Origin of the sequence: Hyphomonas johnsonii MHS-2 (assembly GCF_000685275.1) — a bacterium.
In the GTDB taxonomy this organism is placed as follows: Bacteria; Pseudomonadota; Alphaproteobacteria; order Caulobacterales; family Hyphomonadaceae; genus Hyphomonas; species Hyphomonas johnsonii.
Map to the genome: position 1 here is coordinate 890,369 of NZ_ARYK01000001.1, position 24,123 is coordinate 914,491.

The 24,123-nt window shown below is 59.2% G+C and carries 21 protein-coding genes, 1 tRNA gene and 1 other RNA gene; 11 read left to right on the forward strand and 12 right to left on the reverse strand.

What is annotated here, in order from left to right:
- Positions 1–55: 55 nt before the first annotated feature.
- Complete coding sequence (gene purC / locus HJO_RS04185) at positions 56–829, reverse strand: phosphoribosylaminoimidazolesuccinocarboxamide synthase (RefSeq protein ID WP_035613792.1); 774 nt, start codon at positions 827–829, stop codon at positions 56–58.
- A gap of 174 nt (positions 830–1,003) precedes the next feature.
- Here purC and HJO_RS04190 point away from each other — a divergent pair, with 174 nt between their 5' ends.
- Positions 1,004–1,330, forward strand: a complete 327-nt coding sequence (locus HJO_RS04190; RefSeq protein WP_035613793.1) for a DUF1476 domain-containing protein — start codon at positions 1,004–1,006, stop codon at positions 1,328–1,330.
- On the opposite strand, the gene HJO_RS04195 is transcribed toward HJO_RS04190, so the two are convergent.
- From HJO_RS04195 to HJO_RS04210, 5 genes are all read right to left on the reverse strand, one after another.
- Positions 1,327–1,803: a YbbN family protein gene (locus tag HJO_RS04195; protein ID WP_035613795.1), complete on the reverse strand. Its 477-nt coding sequence runs from the start codon at positions 1,801–1,803 to the stop codon at positions 1,327–1,329. The two genes, HJO_RS04190 and HJO_RS04195, sit on opposite strands and share 4 nt — an antisense overlap.
- Positions 1,804–1,891: 88 nt before the next feature.
- Entirely contained in the window at positions 1,892–2,884 is a 993-nt protein-coding gene (locus HJO_RS17530; protein ID WP_162173771.1) for a family 16 glycosylhydrolase, read from the reverse strand.
- Positions 2,885–3,035: 151 nt separating this feature from the next.
- A complete protein-coding gene (locus HJO_RS04205; RefSeq protein WP_035613797.1) occupies positions 3,036–3,662 on the reverse strand; it encodes a 5-formyltetrahydrofolate cyclo-ligase in 627 nt (208 codons plus the stop codon).
- Positions 3,663–3,714: 52 nt separating this feature from the next.
- Positions 3,715–3,874: non-coding RNA, 6S RNA (gene ssrS / locus HJO_RS18885), on the reverse strand.
- A 45-nt stretch (positions 3,875–3,919) separates the two neighbouring features.
- Positions 3,920–4,999 (reverse strand): esterase-like activity of phytase family protein, encoded by a 1,080-nt coding sequence (locus tag HJO_RS04210; protein ID WP_162173772.1) that lies wholly within the window; start codon positions 4,997–4,999, stop codon positions 3,920–3,922.
- 133 nt (positions 5,000–5,132) lie between these two features.
- Between HJO_RS04210 and HJO_RS04215 the strand changes: the two genes are divergently transcribed.
- The 3 genes from HJO_RS04215 to HJO_RS04225 all read left to right on the forward strand — a co-directional run bounded on the left by HJO_RS04215 (position 5,133) and on the right by HJO_RS04225 (position 7,076).
- On the forward strand, positions 5,133–5,597 hold the full coding sequence (locus tag HJO_RS04215) for a winged helix-turn-helix transcriptional regulator (protein ID WP_035614497.1): 465 nt from the start codon (positions 5,133–5,135) through the stop codon (positions 5,595–5,597).
- Positions 5,598–5,765: 168 nt separating this feature from the next.
- A tRNA-Gly gene (locus tag HJO_RS04220) sits at positions 5,766–5,840 on the forward strand.
- A gap of 249 nt (positions 5,841–6,089) precedes the next feature.
- Positions 6,090–7,076: an NAD-dependent epimerase/dehydratase family protein gene (locus tag HJO_RS04225; RefSeq protein ID WP_035613799.1), complete on the forward strand. Its 987-nt coding sequence runs from the start codon at positions 6,090–6,092 to the stop codon at positions 7,074–7,076.
- 65 nt (positions 7,077–7,141) lie between these two features.
- Here the strand turns inward: HJO_RS04225 and HJO_RS04230 are convergent, their stop codons facing one another.
- Entirely contained in the window at positions 7,142–8,026 is an 885-nt protein-coding gene (locus HJO_RS04230; protein WP_035613800.1) for an NAD-dependent epimerase/dehydratase family protein, read from the reverse strand.
- Positions 8,027–8,352: 326 nt separating this feature from the next.
- On the opposite strand from HJO_RS04230, the gene HJO_RS04235 reads away from it, so the two are divergent.
- From HJO_RS04235 to HJO_RS04245, 3 genes are read left to right on the forward strand one after another with little or no spacing between them, the layout of a single operon-like run.
- The gene (locus HJO_RS04235) at positions 8,353–9,285 is read left to right on the forward strand and encodes an NAD-dependent epimerase/dehydratase family protein (protein ID WP_035613801.1); all 933 of its coding nucleotides are present in this window, start codon (positions 8,353–8,355) and stop codon (positions 9,283–9,285) included.
- 10 nt (positions 9,286–9,295) lie between these two features.
- Positions 9,296–10,333: a GHMP family kinase ATP-binding protein gene (locus HJO_RS04240; protein ID WP_035613803.1), complete on the forward strand. Its 1,038-nt coding sequence runs from the start codon at positions 9,296–9,298 to the stop codon at positions 10,331–10,333.
- A gap of 2 nt (positions 10,334–10,335) precedes the next feature.
- Positions 10,336–11,766, forward strand: a complete 1,431-nt coding sequence (locus tag HJO_RS04245) for an aminotransferase class I/II-fold pyridoxal phosphate-dependent enzyme (protein WP_051618160.1) — start codon at positions 10,336–10,338, stop codon at positions 11,764–11,766.
- Between the two features lie 93 nt (positions 11,767–11,859).
- On the opposite strand, the gene HJO_RS04250 is transcribed toward HJO_RS04245, so the two are convergent.
- From HJO_RS04250 to HJO_RS04260, 3 genes are read right to left on the reverse strand one after another with little or no spacing between them, the layout of a single operon-like run.
- Positions 11,860–13,113, reverse strand: a complete 1,254-nt coding sequence (locus tag HJO_RS04250; protein WP_035613804.1) for a glycosyltransferase family 4 protein — start codon at positions 13,111–13,113, stop codon at positions 11,860–11,862.
- A gap of 41 nt (positions 13,114–13,154) precedes the next feature.
- Positions 13,155–14,438 (reverse strand): ABC transporter ATP-binding protein, encoded by a 1,284-nt coding sequence (locus HJO_RS04255; protein ID WP_084141453.1) that lies wholly within the window; start codon positions 14,436–14,438, stop codon positions 13,155–13,157.
- 3 nt (positions 14,439–14,441) lie between these two features.
- A complete protein-coding gene (locus tag HJO_RS04260) occupies positions 14,442–15,311 on the reverse strand; it encodes an ABC transporter permease (protein ID WP_206741796.1) in 870 nt (289 codons plus the stop codon).
- A gap of 355 nt (positions 15,312–15,666) precedes the next feature.
- Between HJO_RS04260 and HJO_RS04265 the strand changes: the two genes are divergently transcribed.
- The 4 genes from HJO_RS04265 to HJO_RS04280 are packed head-to-tail and all read left to right on the forward strand — an operon-like array spanning position 15,667 to position 20,514.
- Positions 15,667–16,872, forward strand: coding sequence for a polysaccharide pyruvyl transferase family protein (locus HJO_RS04265; protein ID WP_035613806.1), 1,206 nt, complete (start codon positions 15,667–15,669; stop codon positions 16,870–16,872).
- Between the two features lie 5 nt (positions 16,873–16,877).
- Positions 16,878–18,134, forward strand: coding sequence for a glycosyltransferase family 4 protein (locus HJO_RS17535; RefSeq protein WP_051618166.1), 1,257 nt, complete (start codon positions 16,878–16,880; stop codon positions 18,132–18,134).
- Positions 18,131–19,357, forward strand: a complete 1,227-nt coding sequence (locus tag HJO_RS04275; RefSeq protein ID WP_035613808.1) for an HAD-IIIA family hydrolase — start codon at positions 18,131–18,133, stop codon at positions 19,355–19,357. Before HJO_RS17535 ends, HJO_RS04275 begins: the two co-directional genes overlap by 4 nt.
- A 17-nt stretch (positions 19,358–19,374) precedes the next feature.
- Positions 19,375–20,514: an AGE family epimerase/isomerase gene (locus tag HJO_RS04280; protein WP_035613809.1), complete on the forward strand. Its 1,140-nt coding sequence runs from the start codon at positions 19,375–19,377 to the stop codon at positions 20,512–20,514.
- 186 nt (positions 20,515–20,700) lie between these two features.
- Here the strand turns inward: HJO_RS04280 and HJO_RS04285 are convergent, their stop codons facing one another.
- Positions 20,701–23,526 (reverse strand): SGNH/GDSL hydrolase family protein, encoded by a 2,826-nt coding sequence (locus tag HJO_RS04285; RefSeq protein WP_035613811.1) that lies wholly within the window; start codon positions 23,524–23,526, stop codon positions 20,701–20,703.
- 320 nt (positions 23,527–23,846) lie between these two features.
- Positions 23,847–24,101, reverse strand: coding sequence for an acyl carrier protein (locus HJO_RS04290; protein ID WP_035613813.1), 255 nt, complete (start codon positions 24,099–24,101; stop codon positions 23,847–23,849).
- Between the last annotated feature and the right edge of the window lie 22 nt (positions 24,102–24,123).

The window sequence follows — 24,123 nt, forward strand, 5'->3', positions numbered from 1 at the left end:
CGTTTAGCTCACTCCGGCAGGGATTGGAACGCGCATGGCAACGTTGTGCGGTGGTTTACTTGCCGCCGGTAAAGCTCACGACATTGTCCGTTTCCCCTGATTCCTTGATGATGCCGAGGCGGCGGGCGACTTCGGCATAGGCTTCGGTCACACCGCCCAGGTCGCGGCGGAAACGGTCCTTGTCGAGCTTTTCACCCGTTTCAAAATCCCACAACCGGCAGCTGTCCGGGCTGATCTCGTCCGCGAGGAGGATACGCGGGACATCACTGTCACCTTCGAAATAGCGACCAAACTCCAGCTTGAAATCGACGAGGCGAATTCCGACTGCGGCAAACAGCCCGGACATGAAGTCGTTCACGCGAAGCGACAGTGAAATCAGGTCGTCATATTCCTGCGGGCCGGCCCAGCCGAAGGCAGCAATGTGCTCTTCCGTGACGAGCGGATCGCCGAGAGCGTCGTCCTTGTAGTAAAACTCGACCATCGGCCGAGGCAGGACCTGACCTTCCTCGATGCCGAGGCGTTTGGACAAAGTGCCTGCCGCAATATTGCGGACGACCACTTCGAGGGGGATGATGTCGACCTTCTTGATCAACTGTTCGCGCATGTTGAGGCGGCGGATGAAGTGAGTCGGGATGCCGACCGCACCGAGGCGGGTCATCATGAACTCGCTGATTCTGTTGTTCAGCACGCCCTTGCCGTCGAGCACGGCCTTCTTCTGCGCGTTGAAAGCCGTCGCGTCATCCTTGAAATACTGGATCAATGTGCCTGGCTCGGGTCCTTCATACAGGATCTTTGCCTTGCCTTCGTATACGACACGCTTTTTTGACATCCGAAATAGCCCTTCCATGGGTGATAGAGGGCAAAAGGCGGGTCGGAATCGCCAGCGTCCCCATCAGCTCGCGACTGTTACGCCAAGTCGCGGTGATAAACAATTATTGCACACACCTGATCTGGCACCCTATATGGCTGCAAATTCTCAGATTACCGCTGAAAGGCCTCTCCGATGAGCACATTTGACGATAGACAACGCGCTGAAGAAGCCAAGTATGCCCTGGACCAGCAAACCCAGTTCAAGGTCATGGCGCGGCGCAACAAGTTGCTGGGCCTGTGGGCGGCTGACCTGATGGGCATGTCAGGCGGTGATGCAGAGGCGTACGCCAAATCGGTCGTGCTGTCGGACCTTGAAGAAGCAGGGGATGAAGACGTATTTCGCAAGGTGCGTGCGGACTTTGACAATGCAGGTGTCGACCGCACGGACGCTCGTATCCGCGAGCAAATGGCGCAGTTGTTGCCGATCGCCCGCGAACAAGTCCTGAAGGACCAAAGCTAGGCGGGTGGCGGGCAGTCAGTACCGTCGGGCCTGCGTTTGCCCGGCGCCACATGCGTTGCCAGCACCAGGCTTTCCTGCATACGAGCGGCAATTTGTCTCGCGGTGAGTGACGCCGTAAGGCAGGTCAACGGCTCGCCATTATCGGCCGCGACAATGACTGCGAGCCCTGTCCGGTCGCCATACCAGTCCCACACTGCGCCGACCTTGTGATGTATCGCGGTCAATCTCAGCGCGTTCGCAAGCTCGGAATCTGCCGCAATGTCCTTGCCGCGCAGGCTGGTCGTGTCGAGCTCCACTTTCTCTGTCGCAGCTGGATCAAACTGATCCATTGCGTCTTCAATGCGCGGATCAAGTACCCGGCATAGCGGACACCATGCAGAGGTGAAGCTGATGATCTTGATTTTCGGGCCCGCCGCAGCTGGCAGGCAAGACAATGCCGCGACGATGCCGAGCGCGATGATTCGTTTCAGCATGCACAGGTCCCGAATTGATCAGCGTCTGGTGGAGATTGCCGTGCTTTCCCGGACAAAGCCAGAGGAAGGCGCGGGCGGACGTGGCCGTTCAGCGCGTCGGAATGTGCGAGATGTCAGCTGTCATCGGGGCATTTTCGATAGGGCGCTGCGGCAGGAACAGGTCGCTGCAGGATCGCGACTCCTGTCCATAGGGCGAGAAGGACACGCAAGAATAATGCGCGGCCGCCCCTGACTCGAAGTCCGGCTTGCCATGCCAGCCCTGCATGTCCGGTTTACCCGTCCAGGCATTGAACACGATGTTTCCTGCCGTTTTCGGAAGCCGCTTGTCACCAGCTGGCGTGCTGTAATACGGCTTGCCGTCCACAAACCAGGTGATGCGGTCCGGCGTCCATTCGAAGGCGTAGACATGGTCGGCTTCCGCCGCATCGAATGGCAGGTCGAACGTGGCAAACTCACCGCGTCGGCCCTTCCGGAAATAGTTGAAGTGAACGCGCGAAGTGTCCTTGCCGAGGAATTCGATATCGATTTCGTCGTGTGCCGTGCCTTGATAGGCGCCGGTATAGGTAAAGAACGAGGAAACCAGCCCCGACCCCTTCGCCGGGCGCATCACGACTTCGTACCGGCCATAGCCATATGTCTTCAGCGTTTTCATCTCTGCGCCGGTGAACGGGCCGGATCTGGACGGCGTGCGGCGCACCTCAAGGTCGGCGCCCTCTGCCGTGTTGGTGATGTTCCTGGGGGACCAGTCACCGCCATAGTGCCCGGTGGGGTTGCTGTAGGATGACTGGTAGAAGAACGCGTCGTTTTGCGCATCACCCAGAAGCGTAATGAAGCCCGGCGACTTCGAGATGACAGGAACCGGCGGGCGGGGTTTGATGAGAATGGTGCGCCGCGGAGGTGCGGGTGAGGGGATGGCTGGAACGGTCTCGGTGGGCCCGACGGTCGCCTCCGGAGCCGGATCATGCGGATCGACAAGTGCAGACGCGAGGACAGTCTGGGCGCTTGGTTCGACGTGTTTACCGGTCGGCGACGGCGTCAGTAACCATATCCCGAAACTGCACACTGCGACGATGGCGGCCACAATGATCGCATCATCACGTGAGGTGCGATGTTCAATAATCTGTTTTTGCTTGTCTTTTTGCAATTCTGCACACGCGTCAAAAGGGTTAATCAATCCCTAAATACGCAAGAATTGCGCCAACGGTCATGGTTTACAACCGCTGGGTCGCAGGTCAGGCCGCGTCGGGGCCGTCTCCATCGGCGGCGTTGAGCGCCTTCATGTTGCGCATCATGAACAGCGGCACCGACCCGATGGGCGTGACGGCCCAGTCAAGCGGCTGGTCATGTGGCTCGGCTGGCACTGAGTCGATTTGCTGCGCGGCAAAGGCCAATGCGCAGGCGAAAGCGCGGCCTTCCGAACGTAGACTGGTCAATGCCGTGTCGTAGTGGCCTTTACCGTAACCCAGCCTGTTTCCCATGCCGTCGAACGCCAGGAGCGGCGTCAATACGAGGGTCGGGTGCGCCTCGGGGGCGTCGTTTGCCGGTTCCGACAGCCCGAAAGGCCGGCGCTCGAGCGGCTCGCCCGGTGTCCAGAGCCGCCATGTCATGCGTCCATCGTCCTCGATCCGGGGCAGGCAAAGTTCTGCCCCGGCGCGCATCAGGCGCTCCATCAGGGGCTTGGGATCGATTTCCTCATTGATTGCGACATATCCCGCGACAACAGGCCCGTAGCGGTCGAGCAGCTTCATGGGGAAGAGGTCAGCCAGCTTTTCAGCGGCGTCCGGGTCGCGGGCCGCCGCTTCTGCGCGGATGGTGCGCATCCGATGGCGCAATTGGGTCTTGTCGGGAAGCTGGGACATGACGCAAGCCTTAACGCGCGAGCCAGCCCGCGTCACGCCTGAATGAGAGTGCACAAGAACCGCAGGCGTCGCAGGGCATATTCACTCCCGTCAACCTAGAGACTAGGTGGGCGCCGGATGAGCCCGGACCACGGTCCGTGCCAGAATGCCAGCTCCCTGACGGAAATTAAGGTCGCCGGAGTTCAGTCCCTTCGCGGGCGCCGCAGCCCTTGTACAAGACCAGATGTAAGCTGCGTGGGTAAACAATGTAAGAGGATTTATTCTGTCGGCAGTGCAACGTCGAACGCGTACAGCAGCGTCCGCTGCCGGTCCGAAAAATTATTGTCCGAAATCAACCAGATACGAAGTGTATCGGGCGCAGTCAGTTCGCCTGCCACGCCTTCGAAATTATCGACCAGAAGCGGGCGTTTCAACTCGATGGCAGGGCCGTCTGCCGCCCAGGTGACGATGTTGCGGCTGCCCCGTATGGGGTCGTAGCTTCGAAACAGGGTGACTGTCATGGCTTTGCCCGAGGGAAGCTGGACTTCATCGAGGCCAACCAGGGAATAGCCGGATGGGTTGCCCGCCAGTTCGCCGGTGAGCCACCCGTAACCGGTGTCGAGCACGACACCGAGCGGCGAGGCACTGCCCCTGAAGCTTTCCAGTCCGTAGTGAAGGAGGCCGGATGGCGAGATCGAAAGCGCCTCAGCACCCTGGTTTTCGTCGATATCACGCCCGTTCACGCTTGATGGCAGGGTGGCAACTTCGGTCGAGCGTGCCGCAGCGCTGCACCGGGCGAGATAGAAAGCTTCGATGCGATGATTGCGCTCGAAGCTGACCAGGGCCACGCCGTTCTTCACGGCGAGACCTTCGGCATCCCCGTCTGCCTTGCCTGATAGTTGCGCGCCATTCTGGTCCAGCATGTAGGCGAGTTCACCCGTGCCGTCGGGCTGGCCGTTCGCCATGCCAATCCAGACGAACATGCCGGTATCCGACACTGCCAGGAGCGCATTGTCTGACCAGGAATCGATGCCCGAAAGGCCCCCGAAGCCTGCATTGTCTGACGTGAGGTGCCATCCACCGGCGAAGGTCGCGCCTGCCGGCAGGACGTTGTCATGGTCCGAGCGGGCGTCGAGCGATACCGGTTCGGCGGTGATATGGATGTCTATTGGCTCCAGGCCGGCCTGATCAGCAGGGCAGGAGAGGTCGCCGAGCCTGTCTGCCGCTGTTTCAAAGCTCCACTGGGCTCTTTCAGCGGATACCGGGTCTTCCGGAAGCGGATTCTTGGGGGCGGCACAAACTGCGAGTGCCAACAGGCTGGCGCATAGGACGAGGGACGTTCTGACGGGCGTGCGCATGCGATCGTGCATCCTGTTATTCGCAAGCCGTTTCACACTTCAAAACGGCGAATGCAAGGCCAATGCTCAAAAACTGCTTCGGCGCCAAAACGGCCTCTGGATTTCGAAAGCGAACCCATCCATGAAACAGGACATGACGCAGATTCCCCTGGCCCGCCGATCGCCCATTCCCCCGGACAGTTGCAACCTGGCAAGCGCCATTGAAATTGTGGGAGACAGGTGGACGCTCCTTATACTCCGCGCCGCGCTGTACGGTGTGAGGCGGTTTGACGATTTCCAGGCCGAACTCAGTTGTCCCCGCACAGTCCTGTCGGGCCGGCTGAAATCTCTGGTCGATGCTGGGCTGCTGACAAAGCGTCCCTACAAGGCACCAGGGAAGCGGGCGCGACCGGAATACACGCTTTCGGCAATGGGCCTTTCGCTGCGACCAATCCTGATTGGCCTGACGCAATGGGGCGACGCGTGGCTCGGGGCCGGTGAGCCACCGCCCATCAGTTTTACCCGGGCCGGTACGAAAGCGGCGATTCGCGCCGCCTTCGTGGACAGCGATGGCAGGGAAGTGAGACCCGACCAGATCCGCACCGTCATTCGCGGATAGTGAGGCTGTGCGGCCGGGTACGGTGGACAGCCGGGCCGCCGCCAGGCCCTGGTTCTGGTGCCGTGCCGGAATTGTACAGCAGGGCCGAACTAAGCTCTTGCAAACGCCTACGTGATGCGCTTTATCACGCCTCTCGGCAGGCCTCCTGCCGGGTACCTAATTCAGGATGCGGGCGTAGCTCAGTGGTAGAGCACAACCTTGCCAAGGTTGGGGTCGAGAGTTCGAATCTCTTCGCCCGCTCCAGAATAGCCAGACAATTCGAGATGAAACAGACCGCGCGTCGCCGTGCGCTGTCTGAGGCCCCGGTGCAGATCGTCGTGCTGGCGGCAAGCGTGAATGCGGCATGGCGGCCTGCGACGCCAACAAGACAGGCTTCCAAAAAGGGACACCAGGACGCCTGGGTCGCGGCACATGGCTTGCACACGAACGCCCAATGATATTGATGCATGAGGCGGCGTGTCGCCTTGTCGAGTGATTTAAGGAGAATAAAGGGTGACGAAGTCGGTTCTGGTTTGTGGTGCGGGTGGTTTCATTGGGGGACATCTGGTCCGGCGTCTGAAGCGCGAAGGGTATTGGGTTCGCGGCGTTGACCTCAAGATGCATGAATTCAGCGAAACTGAAGCTGATGATTTCGTGATGGGCGATCTGCGCGAACAGTCTTTTGTGCGCGAAGTTGTCGACCGCAAGTTTGACGAAATCTATCAGCTCGCAGCTGACATGGGCGGTGCCGGCTATATCTTCACTGGCGACAACGATGCCGACGTGATGCACAATTCCGCGACAATCAACCTGAACGTCCTCGACGCAGCCTACAGGCGCAATTGCAAACGTATCTTCTATTCCTCGTCGGCCTGCATGTACCCGTCCTACAATCAGGAAGACCCGGACAATCCGAACTGCCGTGAGGATTCGGCCTATCCGGCTGCACCCGACAGCGAATACGGCTGGGAGAAGCTGTTCTCCGAGCGTCTCTACCTGACCTATGCGCGTTGCCGCGGCATGGAGTCACGCGTCGCCCGCTACCACAATATCTTTGGCCCGGAGGGCACATGGGACGGCGGACGCGAGAAGGCGCCGGCAGCCCTGTGCCGCAAGATTGCCATGGCAAAATCGGGTGATTCGATCGAGATCTGGGGTGACGGTCTCCAGACGCGCTCATTCCTTTTCGTCGACGAGTGCGTCGAAGGAACGGTACGCCTGACCCGTTCCGGCGTAGCAGAGCCGTTGAATATCGGTTCTGACGAGATGGTGACGATCAACCAGCTGTCCGACATGATTGCCGACATTGCGGGCAAGAAGATCATTCGCAACAACATCCCCGGGCCAACCGGTGTGCGCGGTCGCAACTCGGAAAATACCCTGATCCGCGAAAAGCTGGATTGGGCGCCGAGCCAGACACTGCAGGCAGGCCTCGAAAAAACCTATGAATGGATCGAGCGTCAGGTGCACGCCAACGCGCGCCAGACCGCTTCCGCGTGACCTGTCGGGAGGAGCGGGTTTGCCGCGTCCTCCCGCTACGCCGGCTGCAGATCCTAGGGACGAGCCTAAACCAGGCTGTCGATCACGGATCTGATGCCGGCTTCAAACCCGATTCGCGGCTGCCACCCTGTTGCCGCCGTCAGGGCTGAAATGTCTGCCACGATATCCATGACCTCGTTCGGGCGCACCTCGCCGCGATCGCGGACCGGTTTTGCTGTGCCGGCCGCATTGAGGCAGGCTGCGATCACGTCTCCCACGGAATGCGAGGTACCGCTGCCAACATTGTAGGCGCCGCCGCCTGGCAGCCTGGCCGACGCGACCAAGGCATCCACCACGTCATCAACATGAACGAAGTCCCGGCGTGGGGCGAGGTTGGCTGCCGAAATCTCGGACACGGCCGGATCGACAGCCTGACGGGCAATCGTTGGCACGAGGAAGGGCCCGGACTGCCCCGGGCCGTACGTGTTGAAGAGTCGAAGAATGGTAATGTCCATGTCGAACGTGCGCGCATAGAACCGGCAGGCATCTTCGGCGGCCAGCTTGGAGAAGGCGTAAGGGTTGGCGGGGGCTGGCAAGGCGGCTTCCGAGACCGGCATCGGTGCGTCGGCGGCGTAGACGAAAGTGCTGACAAAGGTCATCGACACGCCGGCCCTGCGACATTTCTCGAGTACCCGCGTGGTGCCGTGCGTGTTGACGAGGTGGAAGGCCGCAGGATCGTTCCAGGAATCCGGCACATAGGACAGCGCGGCCAGGTGGAACACGTGTCCGACGCCGTCCATCGGAATCTCATCATGGAGAAGGTCGCCGCCAGTGGACTTTGAAAAGCCGACGACGTCCACGCCGTTGTTCGCCAGCCGGGCTGCCAGGTGCCCTCCGATGAACCCGGTGTGGCCTGTTACCACGGCTCGCGTGGGCAACGTGCGAACAGGGAGCTGTGTACCGACGTCCATTCTATGTTGGTTTCCTGAAAATCCGGATCATGAGGCTAATTCCTGTCTTGCTGTGGTGACCCGCGCAAGGGCCCCAGCTTGAATTTGCTCCTGTTGGCACACAACCTGGATCACGGCGACGCTTTGCGGTCCCTTTCACACGATGATTGCCCGTTTCGATGGGTGACGCGGGCCGATGTGTCATATACACACGCAAGGTGCGGGGGGTGACCCTGCGGGGACGCATTTATCTTGCCTTCGATCGCATTTTTGTCTGGCGCGAGAGTTGCATCGGGAGAAATGGATGCGCGCCTAGAGTGCGTTAAAGACAGAGCCAGAGGGTAAACATGAAAATTCTAATTACAGGCGGTGCGGGATATATCGGGTCAATCATGGTGCCCCGCTTGCTCGACCTTGGTCACGAGGTCACGGTTCTGGACACGTTCGCCAGCGGCACGACCGAACTCGCTGCTGTGTGTGCGAACGAGCGCTTCACGCCTGTTCGCGGTGATGCCCGCGACCATCGTATCCTTGATGAACTGGTGCCCAAGGCGGATGTCATCATCCCGCTCGCCGCGCTGGTCGGCGCGCCGCTGTGCAAGGCTGACCCGATCGCTGCGAAGACCACGAACCAGGACGCCGTCATTGACGCCGTCAAGCGGACGTCGAAGTCGCAGATCGTTCTTTTCCCTGTGACAAACTCCGGATACGGGATCGGCGAATCCGGGAAGTTCTGCACTGAAGAAACGCCTCTCCGTCCAATTTCGCTTTACGGTGTCACCAAGGTCGAAGCTGAAAAGGCTGTCCTGGATAATGGCAACGGGGTGACCCTCCGGCTCGCGACCGTCTTCGGCATGTCGCCGCGCATGCGTCTCGACCTGCTCGTCAATGACTTCACATGGCGTGCTGTTACCGACCGCGCCGTCGTCATTTTCGAAGGCCACTTCAAACGCAACTACATCCATGTGCGCGACGTCGTGAAAGGCTTCGAACATGCGCTCGAGAATTATGACTCGATGCGCGGCGAGGCCTACAATCTCGGCCTGTCTGACGCCAACCTTTCGAAGATCGAACTTTGTCAGCGGATCCAGGAACAGGTGCCTAGCTTTGTGTACCTCGAAGCGCCAATCGGGGAAGACCCTGACAAGCGCGACTATATCGTTTCCAATGAAAAGGTGGAATCCACAGGATGGCGTCCGGAGTGGCCGCTTGACCGGGGTATCGCCGAACTCCTGCGTGGTTACCGGATGATCCGGAACTCGCGTTACTCGAACGTATGAAACCTGATTCATGATTATCGTCCGAAGCCCTCTGCGCGTATCATTCTTTGGTGGCGGCACCGACCATCCGGCCTGGATCGACCGGGGCGAAAAAGGTGCCGTTCTGTCGACTTCGATCGACAAGTACATCTACATCCAGTTGCGGCGTCTGCCGGCCGTGTTCGACTTCAACTACCGCGTCGCCTGGGGCATGCTGGAAGAAGTGGACTCGATCAATGAAATCGAGCACCCGGTGGTTCGTGAAGTGCTCAAGTACTATGCGGGCGAGAACGAGACCGGTTACGAGATCATCCACAACTCGGACCTGCCTTCGAAGTCGGGCCTGGGGTCCAGCTCGGCGTTTACGGTGTCACTGCTTCACGCGTTCCATGGCAATCAGGAACTGCTGTGCTCGAAACGCCGGCTGGCGAAAGAGGCGATCTTCGTCGAACAGAAATTGTTGGGTGAAACCGTCGGATACCAGGACCAGATCGCGTCGGCGCATGGCGGTCTCAACCGCATCGATTTCAATGCGGATGGCGACTACGATATCACGCCGATCCACCTGACGGGCGCCCGGAAGACCGAGCTTGAAGATTCGATGATGCTGTTCTTTACCGGGTTTACGCGGTACGCGGACGCAATCGAAAAGCGGAAAGTGGCCCAGTTCGGAGACCGGACAAAGGAACTGCGCGCGATCTACGACATGGTCGGCGAAGGTGAGCGGATCCTGACGACGCCGGAATGCAATCTTGCCGAATTCGGCGAGCTTCTGCACGAGACCTGGGTCAACAAGCGCAAACTCGACGCATCGGTGACGAATCCGATGATCGACGAACGGTATGAGGCAGCGCGCCGTGCGGGTGCATTGGGCGGCAAGCTGCTCGGTGCCGGCGGCGGCGGCTTCCTGCTCATGTTCGTGCCGCCGGACAAGCGCGCAGCCGTTACGGAGGCGATGGCTGGCATGGTCCACGTACCGCTCCGTATGGAGCGTACTGGCACCTCTGTCGTCCTCTACGATCCTGATCTCACGTCCAATTATCTTGCTGCTGGTGCCAAGGTTTCCTGAAAATGATTGAAGCAAACGAATCCCGTCCTGCGAATGCCGACCCGGCGATCGCAGCCATGACATGTGGCCAAGGCGATGCGGTCTGGGTGGGTATCGAGCGGGCGCTCGATAACGGACAGGGCTTCGTGTTCGTCACGGACGCCGAGGGTGTCCTGACTGGATTTGCGAGCCTGACGGCGATGCGCGCGTCGCTGATGCAGGGTGGGCACCTCGGCCAGCTTACATTGTCCGATGTTGCCGAACCGTGGGGGACATCTTCCGTCACGCTTGGTGCTGCGCCGGTCCTGGACGACAAGGGGCGGCTTGTTGGAATCGATCATTCCGGCCCGCAACCTTTCCTTCCGGTGTCTGAACCGGATCTTACGCATCGTGAAATGCGCTTTGCCTTTGACGCCTTCCTGTCGACGTGGATTTCGTCGACGGGTGATTATATCCGCCGCTTCGAACAGGATTTCGCCGACAAGGTTGGCATGGCACACGGCGTTGCTACGTCCAATGGTACAGTGTCGCTGCACCTGGCTCTTGCTACGCTCGGGATCGGTGAGGGCGATGAAGTCATCGTTCCCGACCTTACTTTCGCTGCATCGATCAATACGGTGATGCATGTCGGTGCGCGTCCGGTCATCGTCGATGTCGATCCTGACAGCTGGTGCATGACCGCTGAATCTATTGCCCGGGCCATCACGCCGCGTACGCGGGCCATCATGCCGGTTCACGTCTTCGGTCGGCCATCGGAAATGACGGAAATCGTCGAATTGGCGCGTTCTCACGGCCTGTACGTCATCGAGGATGCCGCAGAAGCGCATGGGGCGCAGTATGACGGCAAGCAGGTTGGGTCGTTTTCCGACATTTCCAGCTTTTCCTTTTTTGCCAACAAGATCATCACGACCGGCGAAGGCGGTATTTGCCTGACCAATGACGCCGACCTTGCAGGCCGCATGCGGATGTTGCGAGACCACGGTATGCGACCAGAGCGCCGGTACTGGCACGAAGAGCCGGGATTCAATTTCCGAATGACCAATATGCAGGCCGCGATTGGGTGTGCACAGATTGAACGCATGGATGAATTGCTCGCCATGAGGGCCAATGTGCACGCGATGTACGAGAAGGCGATGGCGGGCATTCCGGGCGTGGCATTTCCGCCTGCAATGTCTCAGCGGGCGCAGCCGGTGACATGGTTTTCATGCGCACAGGTACCTGCCGACAAGCGTGACGCACTGATTGCGGCATGTCGCGATGCGAATATTGATCTGCGGCCATTCTTCAATGGCCTGTCGGCGATGCCTGCCTACCGTCGGTTCGCGCGTCATTGCCCTAACAGCAATGGCCTGTCCAAGACCGGGGTCAACCTGCCGACATCCCGCCGCGTCGATCAGGGCACTGTGGATCGCATTGCGCAGATTTTTGAGAATGTCCTCGGTCCCAAGACCTAGTCAGCCAACACGTGACAAACTGAACAAGCAAAAGCGCTCCTGCCGGGAGCGCTTTTTTTGTCGGTGAGTGCCCGTGAAAGAAGGTGGAGAGACTCAGCCGCGCTCCGGGTTGCGCATCCAGTCCGTTGACAGGAGCTTCTTGTCTTCCGCGTCCAGCGGGCGTCCGGCGGCGCGCCGGTAGAGCGCACGGTTCGCGCGGGCGGTGCGCAGGAAGTCGAAGTCGGAAAGGCGCCGCGTTCCCTTGGTGACCAGGTCCGCGCATAGCGCATCATCCGTAAAAAGTCGTTCAATGACAGCGCCCATATCTGCCGGATCGAAAGGATCGAACAGGAGACCGGCGTCGCCGACCTGTTCGGGCAGGGCGGTGACATTGGAGCTGGCGACGGGAATGCCCTCAGCCCAAGCTTCGAAAATCGGTAAGCTGTTAGCTTCGAACAGGCTGGGCACCACAAGGCACCGTGCCATCTGGTAGAGTGCCCTCAAGTCTTGAGTCGACACAAAGCCGAGGAAGTGGACTTGCGATTCAAGGCCGAGTTCGCGGATCCGCGCGTCCAGTTTTTCCCGGGAAGGTTCGTGGCGCGCGCCGGTCGATACGAGCGGTACGGTCAGTCCTTTCTTGTCTCGCAGCAGGGCCAAGGACTCGACGAGGCGAAGGTGGTTCTTATGCGGCCAGGTATTGTTCGGGTAAAAAATGAACTTGTCCGGCAGGTTGTAGCGCGTCCGGGTCGCTTGCTTGTCTTCATCGCTGACATCTGCGAGCAGCTGCGTCGGTGCTGCTTCGGGAATGACCTGAACCTTGGCCGGGCTAACGGCGAACTGGGCGACCACGTCGTCCTTGATCCATTGTGAGTTCACGATGATTGCGTGCGCCGTGCGGCAGGCGGCCCGATAGATCGTCTCGCGCCAGGCGAGGTCCTCAATTTCGAAGAATTGCGGGTAATGCAGGTGCTGCAGATCGTGCGGGTTGTAGACACTCGGTATGGCGCAATAGGTGAACCCCTGCGTCGGGAAGTGAATGACGTCGAGGCCGAGGCTTTCGAAATAGCCACTTGATAACGGCACGATAGGCCAACCGGCCCGCCCATCACGTCCAGCCAGCTTGTTGACCATGTCGCGCACCGCTCGCAACGTCTTTTTGATTGCGCTTTCAGTGTGAGCCGGGCGCATCTCGAAACGCTGGTTGGGTGCCAGCGGGCTCAGCCAATCCACCTGCGTCTCTGACTCCACGAGCAGGACGTAGGTTTCCGGGCCTTCCAGTTTGCCAAGCGCGGTAATCAGGCTGCGAAGCGCTGTTGCAATTCCGCCGTGAATGCCCGGCTCGACGTCGACCAAGATGCCAACCTTCAATGTAGTCTCCTTTCGGGAGGAAATGGATTTGGACCAGCGCTTCAGTCGCTGCTGCTCTGTGTACCCACGCCGTTGGCCGATTCCATCGTCCAGGGCAATTGTACGCGGATGAGGCCGGCGCGACTGTCCGGAACATGCCCGCCGACCATGTCGGCTGATGCCTCCACCGTAAATGTTAAAACACGGTCCACATTAAAATGTCCTTGCACCATGGGAAAATCTGACCCGACTGACAGAAAGAACTGGCCGATGTTCAGGAAGTTTGCGGGTATTTCGCATGTGCTGATGTGCCGGCCAGCTGGGCGTGCGAGGTCCGGATCGAAGACATCCAGATCCTTGGACGACAGGACGGTTTCACCGCCGCTGCCCACAAGCGTAACACCCAGGCGAAGCCCTTTGGTCGGGCGCAGCGTTTCATAGTCGAGTTCGACACGAATCCGTTCGTTCGTGCCAAACGTGTTGGTGGTCTGGCCCGCGCCATTGCGCGTTCGTACGCCGAGGAGGCGGACAGCGTCGGACCCGGGGGCCGCCGCGGTGTCAAACCGGACGTGTCCGGAATCCTCACCACCGTGTTGCAGATAGCGCGTCACAATACCCTGTGTGGAGCCGATTTCCTTCACATGGCCGCGGTCGAGCCAGATGGTGCGCGGACAGAAGCTGGTAACGGCTGCCATATTATGGCTGACGAACAGGACCGTGCGGCCTTGCTTGGCGACATCTCCCATCTTTCCGAGACAGCGGGCTTGAAACCGGGCGTCTCCCACGGCCAGTACTTCGTCAATAATCAGGATTTCGGGTTCGAGATGGGCTGCGACGGCGAAAGCGAGGCGGGTGTACATGCCGCTGGAATAGCGCTTCACAGGCGTATCGATGAACTTTTCGATCTCCGCGAAGGCGACAATTTCATCAAACTTGCGGTCGATCTCCTTCTTTCGCATCCCGAGGATGGCGCCGTTGAGATAGGTGTTCTCACGGCCGGTCAATTCCCGGTCAAACCCGGTTCCGACTTCCAGCAGGGACCCGACCCGGCCCTGGATTTCGATGCGGCCCTCGGTCGGGTGGGTAATGCGTGAGAGCAGCTTGAGAAGTGTGCTCTTGCCGGCGCCGTTACGGCCGATCACGCCGACGACTTCGCCCTGTGCGACATCAAAATTTATATCGCGGAGCGCCCAGAATTCACGGTTGGCTGTTTCCGTTTCGGATTTCCCTACGAGCGCCTTGACCCCCGCCATGATCTCATCACGCAGCGTATCGTGCTGTTGCCTGGAACCCGACAACAGGTACTGCTTACCAACTCCGGAGACGTGAATAGCGGTTCTGGTCATGCGTTATATGATGTCCGCGAAAGTGCGCTCAGTGGCTTTGAAGTAGAAGAAGCCGGACGGCAGGACGATTGCGATGGTCAGTAGGCCCATGCCGACCATCTCAAATGATGGTGCTGGTGTACCGAGCAAGCACCAACGGAACCCTTCGATGACGGCGACCATGGGATTGAGTTCGTAGAACAGTCGCCACTGTTCGGGCACCAGGCTGGTCATGTACGCGACGGGGGACGCGAACATGCCGATCTGGACGAAAAACGGGATGAGGTACTGGACATCGCGATAGCGCACGTTGAGAGCGGCAAGCCAAAGGCTGAAGCCAAACGCAGCGACGATCGCCATGACAATGAACAAGGGAAGAAAGACCACCGCGAGATTTGGCGCAACCTGGTACCAGACCAGCATGCCGGTCAGGAACAGGAAAGCGAGAACAAAGTCGATCAGCGGTGTAATCGTTGTCGCGAGGGGCAGGATAATGCGCGGGAAGTAGACCTTGCTGATCAGATTGGCTTCCTTGACCATCCCAAGCCCTGACCGGCTCACGGCCTGCGAGAAATAGGTCCAGGGCACGATCGCCGCGAACGCCATCAGCGAATAGGGGACGCCTCCGGTTGGAATTCGCGCGATCCGGCCGAATATGAATATGAACACGATCATTGTCAGTACGGGCTGGATGACGGCCCAGGCTATGCCGAGAACGGTTTGCTTGTACCGCGCGGAAACATCCCGCCAGACCATGAAGAACACGAGCTCACGGAAATCCCACAGATCCCCCCAGGCCATGCTGAACAAACCGCGATCAGCGTCGATAATCGTCTTTTGGGATTCGCTAAGCGGGGCAGCGCTGATATCTTTGGGAAGTCTCTCGTCAGTCACTATTTTCATCCCGAACGGGTTTCAATATTGCGGCGCTGAGTCGGTCTTGAGGTGCGTCGGCACGGAGTGCGCCGCAGGGAATGCGTCGGTCCCACACATTCCTCTCAAGCAAGTCTCAGGCCAAATAGCAAGCCGCCTCACCTGTGCCGCCCACGTATCGCCCAGGGGGCATGGGCGGAGGGAGGCAAGTCCGCGCCGTGATGGTAATCGAACCTGTCAGAATGGAAGACTGTCGCGGTTCCGAAGACTTCCGACAGCTGGTATGGCCTTTGCAATCGTATCGGTGTTTACGTAAGTGTTCCAAGGTCGCACGCTGGTATTGTCGTTCGCACCTTTGGGAGAGGTGGCTCATAAAATGAAACTCGCAGTTCCTTTTGGATTCTATTGCGCCGGTAATGTCGGAGACGAATCCACTCTCCTCGGTTTCGGACGCCTGATCAGGCAGTTCGGTGATGGCGTTGAGGTTGATGTGGCAACCAGCTGTGTCAACCAGGCGCGCAAGGTCGAGCCGTTCTTCCGCTATTACCAATATACCGACGGGATCATGGGCTTTGAGCCCAAGTTGCGGGCGCACATGGCCAGCGGCTATGTCTTCGCTGGCGGCACGCCGATTTCCGACAGCCTCGGGGATTGGCCACTGCGTACGGTGGGCGGCATCCTGGAGCATGCGCACAATTGGGGGAAACCGACAGCCTTCGTGGGTATCGGCGTCGAACACCTGTTTGAAGAGATTTCTCAGCAGAGGATGAAGGAACAGATCATTCCGAACGCACTGGGCTGGAGCGTGCGAAGCGCGAAGGACCGTGACCGCCTGCTGGATCTCGGCGCTGCCGAAGACGACGTGGCTGTGGCCGCAGACATGGCGTGGCTGCTGGATCCGGTAGACCCGGCTTATGGCCGCGAAGTCTTCGAAAGCCTGGGGCTGGAGGATGGCCCGGTTGTGGGTGTGAACATCAATGCCGAGCCGCATCTTATTGCAAAGTCCCCGCAGCTGTTTCGTGAGACCGCTGCAGCATTGGACCACCTTGTCGAACACCATGGCGTCAAGGTCCTGTTCCTGTTTGCTGAAACTCGCGAAGGCGAGACCTTTGACAAGGCGGCTTCAGAAAAGGTTCGGGAGCTGATGGTTCACAAGGACGCAGCGATCATGGGGCCGGACGAGTACCTCATCCCACAACAGATGATGTCGATCATTTCGCAATGCACCACGACAATCAGCACGCGTTATCATTTCTGCCTTTTCTCGGTGCTGCAGAGCGTGCCGTTCGTTGCCATCTCCCGGTCAGACAAGGTCACGGATTTCTGCCAGGACATTGACTGGAAGGCGGACATCGACCCGGCGAAGGTGAGCCGCGAGTTGATCATTGCGCAAGTCGAGCGCCAGCTTGCCGGTATTCCAGAGGAAATGGCTCTGCTTCCGGCAAAGATCGAAGTCATGCGCCGCCGGGCGGAGCAAAACAGTTTTGTTCTCGACAAGCTCCGTGCAGCGGCAGGGGGTGTGGGAGCACAGACCTGGTTGCTCCACGCGGCAGGGCGCGTTGGCAAGAAGCTCGGGGCCTGAATCAGATGAAATCGAATAAGACGAGAGTCCTTGTCATCACGGGCGTGTTTCCACCCATGGCGATTGCTGAAGGCGACCATATTGCCCGTCTCAGCGAGGGGCTGGCTGAGCGCGGTTACGAGGTTGATGTACTGGCAGGCAAGGGCGCCAACGGTGCCAGCGTGAAGGGATGCCGTGTGCATCCCGTCATGGCGAACTGGAACTGGTCTTCGCAGGCGAAGATCCTGCGCTTCGCAGAAGACATGAAGCCGGACATCATCTTCTTCTGGTTTATCGGCATGGCTTTCGAATTCCATCCGATGATCTCGCACGTGGCGACGCGGTTGAAGGCGGTGCTGCCGCAGACCCGGATCGTTACGCAGATTACCGCACCGGTGGGCGTGCGCCCGAAGGAGCATCCATTCCTCACGCGCGCCGGCCTGAAACTTTCCGCGGTCAAGCTCGGCGGCGGAAACATCAGTTATGAATATGGTACACTGCTGCGCGACAGCGACCGTATAATCGCCATGGCTGAACCTCATCTCCAGCGCTTCGCCGAACAGATGCCAGGCCTTGAATCCAAGGCCGTCGTCATTCCGCCGCCGCCGCTCATTCCGATGAGCGCGCCGGGGGAAACCTCGCGCATGAAGGGGCGGGAGATGCTGGGTGTTCCAGCTGAAGCGCCGCTGTTTGCCTATTTTGGCCGCCTGTATGTGGGCAAGGGGCTGGAGTATCTGATTCAGGCTTTCAGCAAGGTACGCAAACAGGTGCCGGATGCGCGGCTCGCGATTATCGGTGGAGCCGCCCCCGACTATTTCAAATCAGGCTGGAGTGTCGACGCACTGCATGAACTCGCCCGCGAAGAAGGTGTGGCAGATGCGATCAGCTGGACTGGAGAATTTCCGTTCGAGACGGATGACGGCTCGCTGTATCTGCGCGCGGCCGACTATGCTGTCTTGCCGTTCACGGAAGGTGCAGCGTTGAACAACAGTTCCATTGCCGCCTGTGCGGCCCACGATTTGCCTGTCATCACGACTACGGGCGATCGCCGCGAGCCTGAATTCATGGATGGACAAAACGTACTGCTCTGCCAGCCGAAGGACGCAGACGCGCTTGCGGACGGCATGCTGCGCGTTCTGAGCGACAAGGATCTCACGAGCCGCCTCAAGGCAGGCTCCGCCGACCTTACGGGGCGTTACTTCAGCTGGAAGGCGACGCTGGACAGTACGGTCAAGGTGTTCGAGGACGCACTTCAGGGTGCCGCAGCGCGGGAAACGGCATGACCCGTGTAAAGCAAGCCCTGTTCCTGGTTGGTGGGAGGGGAACACGGCTCGGTGCCTTGTCGGCGAATACGCCGAAACCGATGCAGGAAATTGCACCCGGCGTGCGCTTCCTGGATATCCTGCTGGAAAACGCCGCGCGGATGGGCTTCTCGGACATTGTCCTGCTTGCCGGGCATCTGGGAGAACAGGTTGAGAGCGCGTACAATGGCCGGACCATTGGCGAAGCAACAATCCGGGTTGTTCGTGAAAGCGAACCCATGGGTACGGGTGGCGCGTTGGCCCAGGCTGCTCATGTGCTGGACGAGACGTTCGTGCTGCTGAATGGAGATTCATTCTTCGACATCAATCTGCGTGCGCTGACCGCCGCGCCGCTGCCAGCGGGCGGGGGGCGGCTTGCCCTTCGCATGGTGGACGACACATCCCGTTACGGTTCCGTGAAACTGGACGGCATGAACGTTGCCGCCTTTATCGAAAAGAACCCGGATGTTTCTGGTCCGGGCCTCATCAATGGCGGCATCTACTATCTGGGGCGCGATCTCGTGGACCGCATTGCGGCACCTTCCTCGATCGAAACCGACGTGTTTCCGGACCTGGTGCGCGAGGGGCGCCTGGAGGGGGTGCCTTTCGATGGCTACTTCCTGGATATCGGCCTGCCTGAAACGCTGGCGCAGGCGCAGCGTGAGACAGCGGCCCTCCGGATGCGTCCAGCGGCTTTTCTTGATCGGGATGGCGTGCTCAACGAGGACAGGGGCTATACGCACCGCGTCGCCGATCTTGCCTGGATGCCGGGCGCGAAATCAGCGATCCGCTTGTTGAACGACCGCGGTTACAGGGTGATTGTCGTGACCAACCAGGCTGGTGTCGCGCGCGGCTATTATGATGAACCTGCGGTGTTGGACTTTCATGCCGCCATGCAGGAACAACTGGCGCCCGATGGCGCCTACATCGATGCGTTCTATCATTGCCCGTATCATGCAGACGGTTGCGTGCCTGCGTTCACAGTTGATAATCACCCGGACAGGAAACCCAATCCGGGCATGCTTTTGCAGGCCATGACAGATTGGTCGGTCGACAAGGCCGGTAGTTTTCTGATCGGAGATAGTACCACCGACATCGAGGCGGCAACCCGGGCAGGGATTCCAGGACACCTTTTTGAATCGGGCGAGCTTGATGTAATCGTGTCAGGAATAATCGACCACCCTTCAGACAAGCCTGCGGATTGATTGCGGGAGGAAGCAAAATGCATCGGGCCATTCCGTTTGACGAAATTCACCGCTGGATGTTCGATACCGCTCTCCCGCTTTGGGCCGATGTCGGGTTCGACGGTCAAACCGGAACGTTTGCCGAGAAGCTCGCCTTCTCCGGCAAGCCGATCGACACGGGCTTCCACCGAACACGTGTGACCGGACGCCAGACGTACGTCTTCGCCCATGCTGCTTTGATGGGCTGGGAGCGTGGCCAGGACCTGGCCGCCGCGGGCGCCAGGAAACTGAACGCCATTTACCAGGGGCCGGAACACGGCTGGCCGCGTACGACAAATACAGCTGGCGACGTGATAGATGGTACACCCGATCTCTATGATCTCGCCTTCACACTGTTCGGATTTGCCTGGCACTATCGGGCGTCCCAAGATCCAGAGTCGTTGGCGTCAGCGCATCGTGCGCTGGATTTCATTGAATTGCACATGCGCGCACCGGTCGGCTTCTGGCATGAACTGCCGCCCAGCGGTTGGCGACTGCAAAACCCCCACATGCATCTGCTTGAGGCATCGCTCGTTGCGTTTGAAGCAAGTGGCGATGAACGGTTCCTCAAAACAGCGAAACAGATTGTAACCCTGTTTCGTGCCCATCTTTTCGACGGCCGCACGCTCGCCGAGTATTTTGACGCTGACTGGAATCGCGCACCCGGTGACGAAGGGCAGCTGGCGGAACCCGGGCACCAGCTGGAATGGGCCTGGATTCTCATTCAGTACGGACGTCTTGCGGGAGAGGACACCTTGGCGCTCGCCGAAGCGCTTGTCGGCTTTGCTGAGGCCCATGGCTTCGATGATCGCACGGGACGCGTCCTGCAAGTCGTGCGTTCCGACGGGACGATCGTCGATGGCGGGTCGCGAACCTGGCCGAACACCGAACGGATAAAGGGGCACCTCGCCCTGTTTGAAGCGACAGGCAGGGATCCGCGACAGGCGGTCGCGACGAGCGCGCGCGTTCTGCTGGATACATATCTTGCGACCGAGGTTCCCGGCCTGTGGATCGACAGGTTCAATGCTGACGGCTTGCCGGAAGCGAGTGATGCGCCAGCGTCGACGCTCTACCATGTTTTTCTGGCCTTCGCCGAAATCCTGAGGTTGCGCGACGCAATCGAGGCGATTGCTGACTAAGCCCGGCAGGGCGTGAAGCACGCCGGCTGAGCGTGGCAAGCCGTCTGTATTTCTGAAATAAATTCATACCCGCTGCCGCGGTGCCTGCCGTCGCAGTTCATTTCGCTTGCCCCGGGAGCGCCAGCACTCTGGCGCTCCCGGAATGGTGCGTGACCTGGTCAACAAAAGCCGACGCGTAAAGCGTTGCTATTGCTCAGGCGCAGGTTCGTCAGTGCCTTCGGGGGCATCAGAACTTGCGGAAAGCCCCATGTTGATGCGTCCGTTCAGGTCGAGCTCCTTCAAGCCCTTGCTGATGGCGTCTGCGATGAGCCTGTGGCCAGCCTCGTTCGGATGGGTGTCGAAGCGTGAGATGCGGTAATCATCCCGGTTGGGCAGGCCATCGAACAGGTTTGCCAGATTGATGGTTTCGAAACCCGCATCCCTGGCATATTGCTCCAGGACCGGCGGCGGCGCTTCGTGTTCGCGGATATCATCGTCCACGCTCGGGACGTAGATCCATACACCGCGAATACCGTCAGCCTCTAGGTCTTTACCGAGCATCTTGTAGACGTTCTGGACAAACTCGAGCCGATAGGGTGCCAGTCGGCGGGAGATTTCTGTATCAGTCATCGAGCTGTTGAGACCCGCCCGAGCATTGATGTCGTCAAGGAACGGCCAGGGCATCGGGACGCCTTGTCGAATCATGCGGGCATGGTGATCGAAGATGGAATCCCTGATTCCCGCGACAAAGAAGACAATGTCAGGACGGAACTTGCGGACCTTCGATTCATATTCCATCACACGTTGGGCCGCGACTTGGCCATCGAACGAGAAGTTCATCATCTCGTATTTTGCGTTAGGGCGAGCCGACTCGTTTTCGAAGTCCTGACGCAGCAGGGATGTAAAGCGCTTGTCACGTTCCACCCCGCGTCCACGGGTCCGGGATGCGCCGAGGATGGCGACGCGATAGGCGCCTTCTGGCTTCGTCAACGGATAGTCGTAGTCATCCATGCCCCACTGGTTGGTGGGCGTGGTGACTCCGGCAGCCGAATACGTAGCGTTCGGAACATATTCGCGTTCCATGTAGGAATCGACGAAGTGGACGCCTTCGTAATCTTCCTGCATCTTGTGCGCCTGACCGGGGTTCTGCATGAAGAATTCCCAGAGTTCGCCATTGAACCGTTGGCTGGAAATCAGGCCTTCATAATAGCCACGCTCCAGCATGATCTGGTCCTGCGCATTCAGCTTCGATGCACCGATATCTTCTGCCAGCTGCCGGGCACCGATGGTGTCGTGCACCTTGGGATTCTGTAGGGCGACAAGGCCGACGGCGATCGCGCCACAGAGAACGATTGCGCCATAGAAATCCTTTTTCTTCTTGGCGAGGTTGCGTTTGACGCGCGGAGCCGGCTTCGCCAGGCCGAAATGGATGCCCAACGTGATCACGCAGAGAAGGATGCCGATCGCAGCGGAGGCGAGCGTGACGCCCCAGTCGGCCGGGGTTGCGGCACTAATATCCGTGAATGCCGGGGCAAGACCCGCCCGGGCGACCATGTCCACCCAGTCATGCGCCGTCGGACTCGTCCAGAACGACCACAGGATACAGATGAACAGGAAGGTTGAGACCGTGCGGATCACCAGCGTCACCTTCGGTGGAATGAAGGCGATCGGCGATGGCTGCTTGCTCTTGGGACGGGCCTCAAGCCAGGTTTGCCCGATCAGCAACGCGCCAAGGATCAACCAGAACAGCACGTCCGGGAGGGTTAAGAGGACCGTACCGGTCAACCAGTACCATTGATAGGCATGCAGTGCCCATGTCGCTATGAACACCGTCGCGATCGCCAGCATGACGCCGGTCATGTGAGGCACGCCCATCTTCTTGAACACCATGTAGGATGGGTTGAAGACCATCTTCTGCATGAAGTCTTTCCAGTAGATGTTGATACGGCGCCAGAAGTCGATGAAGCTGGTCGAGAAGTAGAAGCGCGAGTGCGTTTCAGGCAGATTGTAGCCGAACAGAACGATCAGGCCGACGATCAGGTGGAAGAGGCCCGAAACCTTGAGGTAGAGGCCGAAATTCGAAACCACGTATTGCAGGAAACCAAGTGCGCTGGTGACCTCATTCATGCCGAGGACGTACTCGACGTGGATCAGTCGATAGAGCAGCAGGTGGACGAAGCCGCGCAGGATATAGGTGGCACCGTGACGGTAAATGCGGGTCGCTTCATCATTATAATAGGTGCGCCCATAGGTGGAGTAATCCACAGCGGGAAAGAACGGGAACACGATGTTCGGGAACAGGAAGAAATAGCTCAACCGGTCCCAGATGTTCTTCGGCCCTTTGCCGTTGGAAATGTCGTAAAGATAGATCGCCAGGCGGAACATGAATATCGCAGCGAGAACCGGCAAGATGGCCATCACCCAGCCGGTATAGACGAAGCCGGATCGGAACGCAGCAAGGCCTGCCGTGCAGGCGAGCAGCAGCGCGAGCCGAATCCAGATCGAGACGGGCAGGTGGCATATGCCGATCAGCACGAGGCTGGCGCCGATCAGGCCGACCGCAGCGGGGATGCTGACAACACCGAATACGCCGATGATGGCGACGAGGCCGAGGCCGAGGAAGAATGGGCGGCGCAGGCTGGTCGGCAGATAATGGTTGATGATGAAGCCGGACAAGGTGAGCGGCGCAATGAACTTGTAGAAGGCCGTGCTCTCGATCTCGTAGATACGGATCGCCCAGGTGGTGATGCCGACCAGAAGAACAACTGACCAGAAGCGCATGGTTTCGGCGAAGGTCCGTTGCCCGCTGGCGATTTCCCAAAGGATGCCAAGACCCATGACGCCGCCGAATCCGGCGACGATCAATTTCCCCTGCAGCGAGAAGTTCTCGGCCGCAGACAAGTGGTTTTCTGCGAACACCGCAAAGATCGCGATCGCGGCGATAATGATCAGGACGGAAGGGCCCCATTTGTTTGGAACCGAACGCTCGGCCGTTTCTACGGAATCCGAACTTGATTGTGTCGAGACTTCCATCTCTCTCCCCTTAGGCTACTGTACTGGGCTCCCGACCCCCGGAGCATGTGGCTGGCAACAAAGCAAGTTCCTTGCCGACCGCGGCCCAGCATATGCGACATCCGGTTGATGGAATGCAATGTTTGATCCCAAATATTAATGCTTCGCCTTAAGCGAAGACATCTGCAGGCGAATTTTCGAGTGCTTGGCTAATTTGAGATGAAGCAGGGCTTTCCGGGATGAAGCAATTTTGTGATTAAAAATGCGGCCTTCATCGGAAATTCCGTGAAGGCCGCATTTGTCGACTACGAATCGGACCTGAGCAGGCCCTTGTCGGTCAGTCAGCCACCCTTGGCGACGACCATCTGGGCGATCAGCTCGAGCGTGTCGAGGTGCTCAACGTCCACTTCATGCGCATCGACCGATATTCCGAAAGTCTCTTCCAGGAAGGCGACGAGCTTGAGGCTGCCCAGCGAGTCCAGCACACCATCTGTCACCAGAAGCGTGTCGTCCGTTAGGCTTTCAGGATCTTCTCCTGGCAGGAACTGCGCGACGATAAAGTCCCGAACCGCTTCCTTGATCTTATTCTTGTCCACTATTTTCTCCTATGATAGGCGC

Excerpts from the sequence above, each read along its gene's own strand:
- HJO_RS04190 (WP_035613793.1), top strand. The coding sequence starts at position 1,004 with ATGAGCACATTTGACGATAGACAACGCGCTGAAGAAGCCAAGTATGCC.
- HJO_RS04205 (WP_035613797.1), bottom strand. The coding sequence starts at position 3,662 with ATGTCCCAGCTTCCCGACAAGACCCAATTGCGCCATCGGATGCGCACC.
- purC (WP_035613792.1), bottom strand. The coding sequence starts at position 829 with ATGTCAAAAAAGCGTGTCGTATACGAAGGCAAGGCAAAGATCCTGTAT.
- HJO_RS04285 (WP_035613811.1), bottom strand. The coding sequence starts at position 23,526 with ATGGAAGTCTCGACACAATCAAGTTCGGATTCCGTAGAAACGGCCGAG.
- HJO_RS04195 (WP_035613795.1), bottom strand. The coding sequence starts at position 1,803 with ATGCTGAAACGAATCATCGCGCTCGGCATCGTCGCGGCATTGTCTTGC.
- HJO_RS04280 (WP_035613809.1), top strand. The coding sequence starts at position 19,375 with ATGCATCGGGCCATTCCGTTTGACGAAATTCACCGCTGGATGTTCGAT.
- HJO_RS04230 (WP_035613800.1), bottom strand. The coding sequence starts at position 8,026 with ATGGACGTCGGTACACAGCTCCCTGTTCGCACGTTGCCCACGCGAGCC.
- HJO_RS04245 (WP_051618160.1), top strand. The coding sequence starts at position 10,336 with ATGATTGAAGCAAACGAATCCCGTCCTGCGAATGCCGACCCGGCGATC.
- HJO_RS04235 (WP_035613801.1), top strand. The coding sequence starts at position 8,353 with ATGAAAATTCTAATTACAGGCGGTGCGGGATATATCGGGTCAATCATG.
- HJO_RS17535 (WP_051618166.1), top strand. The coding sequence starts at position 16,878 with ATGAAATCGAATAAGACGAGAGTCCTTGTCATCACGGGCGTGTTTCCA.
- HJO_RS04265 (WP_035613806.1), top strand. The coding sequence starts at position 15,667 with ATGAAACTCGCAGTTCCTTTTGGATTCTATTGCGCCGGTAATGTCGGA.
- HJO_RS04240 (WP_035613803.1), top strand. The coding sequence starts at position 9,296 with ATGATTATCGTCCGAAGCCCTCTGCGCGTATCATTCTTTGGTGGCGGC.
- HJO_RS04215 (WP_035614497.1), top strand. The coding sequence starts at position 5,133 with ATGACGCAGATTCCCCTGGCCCGCCGATCGCCCATTCCCCCGGACAGT.
- HJO_RS04275 (WP_035613808.1), top strand. The coding sequence starts at position 18,131 with ATGACCCGTGTAAAGCAAGCCCTGTTCCTGGTTGGTGGGAGGGGAACA.
- HJO_RS04255 (WP_084141453.1), bottom strand. The coding sequence starts at position 14,438 with ATGACCAGAACCGCTATTCACGTCTCCGGAGTTGGTAAGCAGTACCTG.
- HJO_RS04210 (WP_162173772.1), bottom strand. The coding sequence starts at position 4,999 with ATGCGCACGCCCGTCAGAACGTCCCTCGTCCTATGCGCCAGCCTGTTG.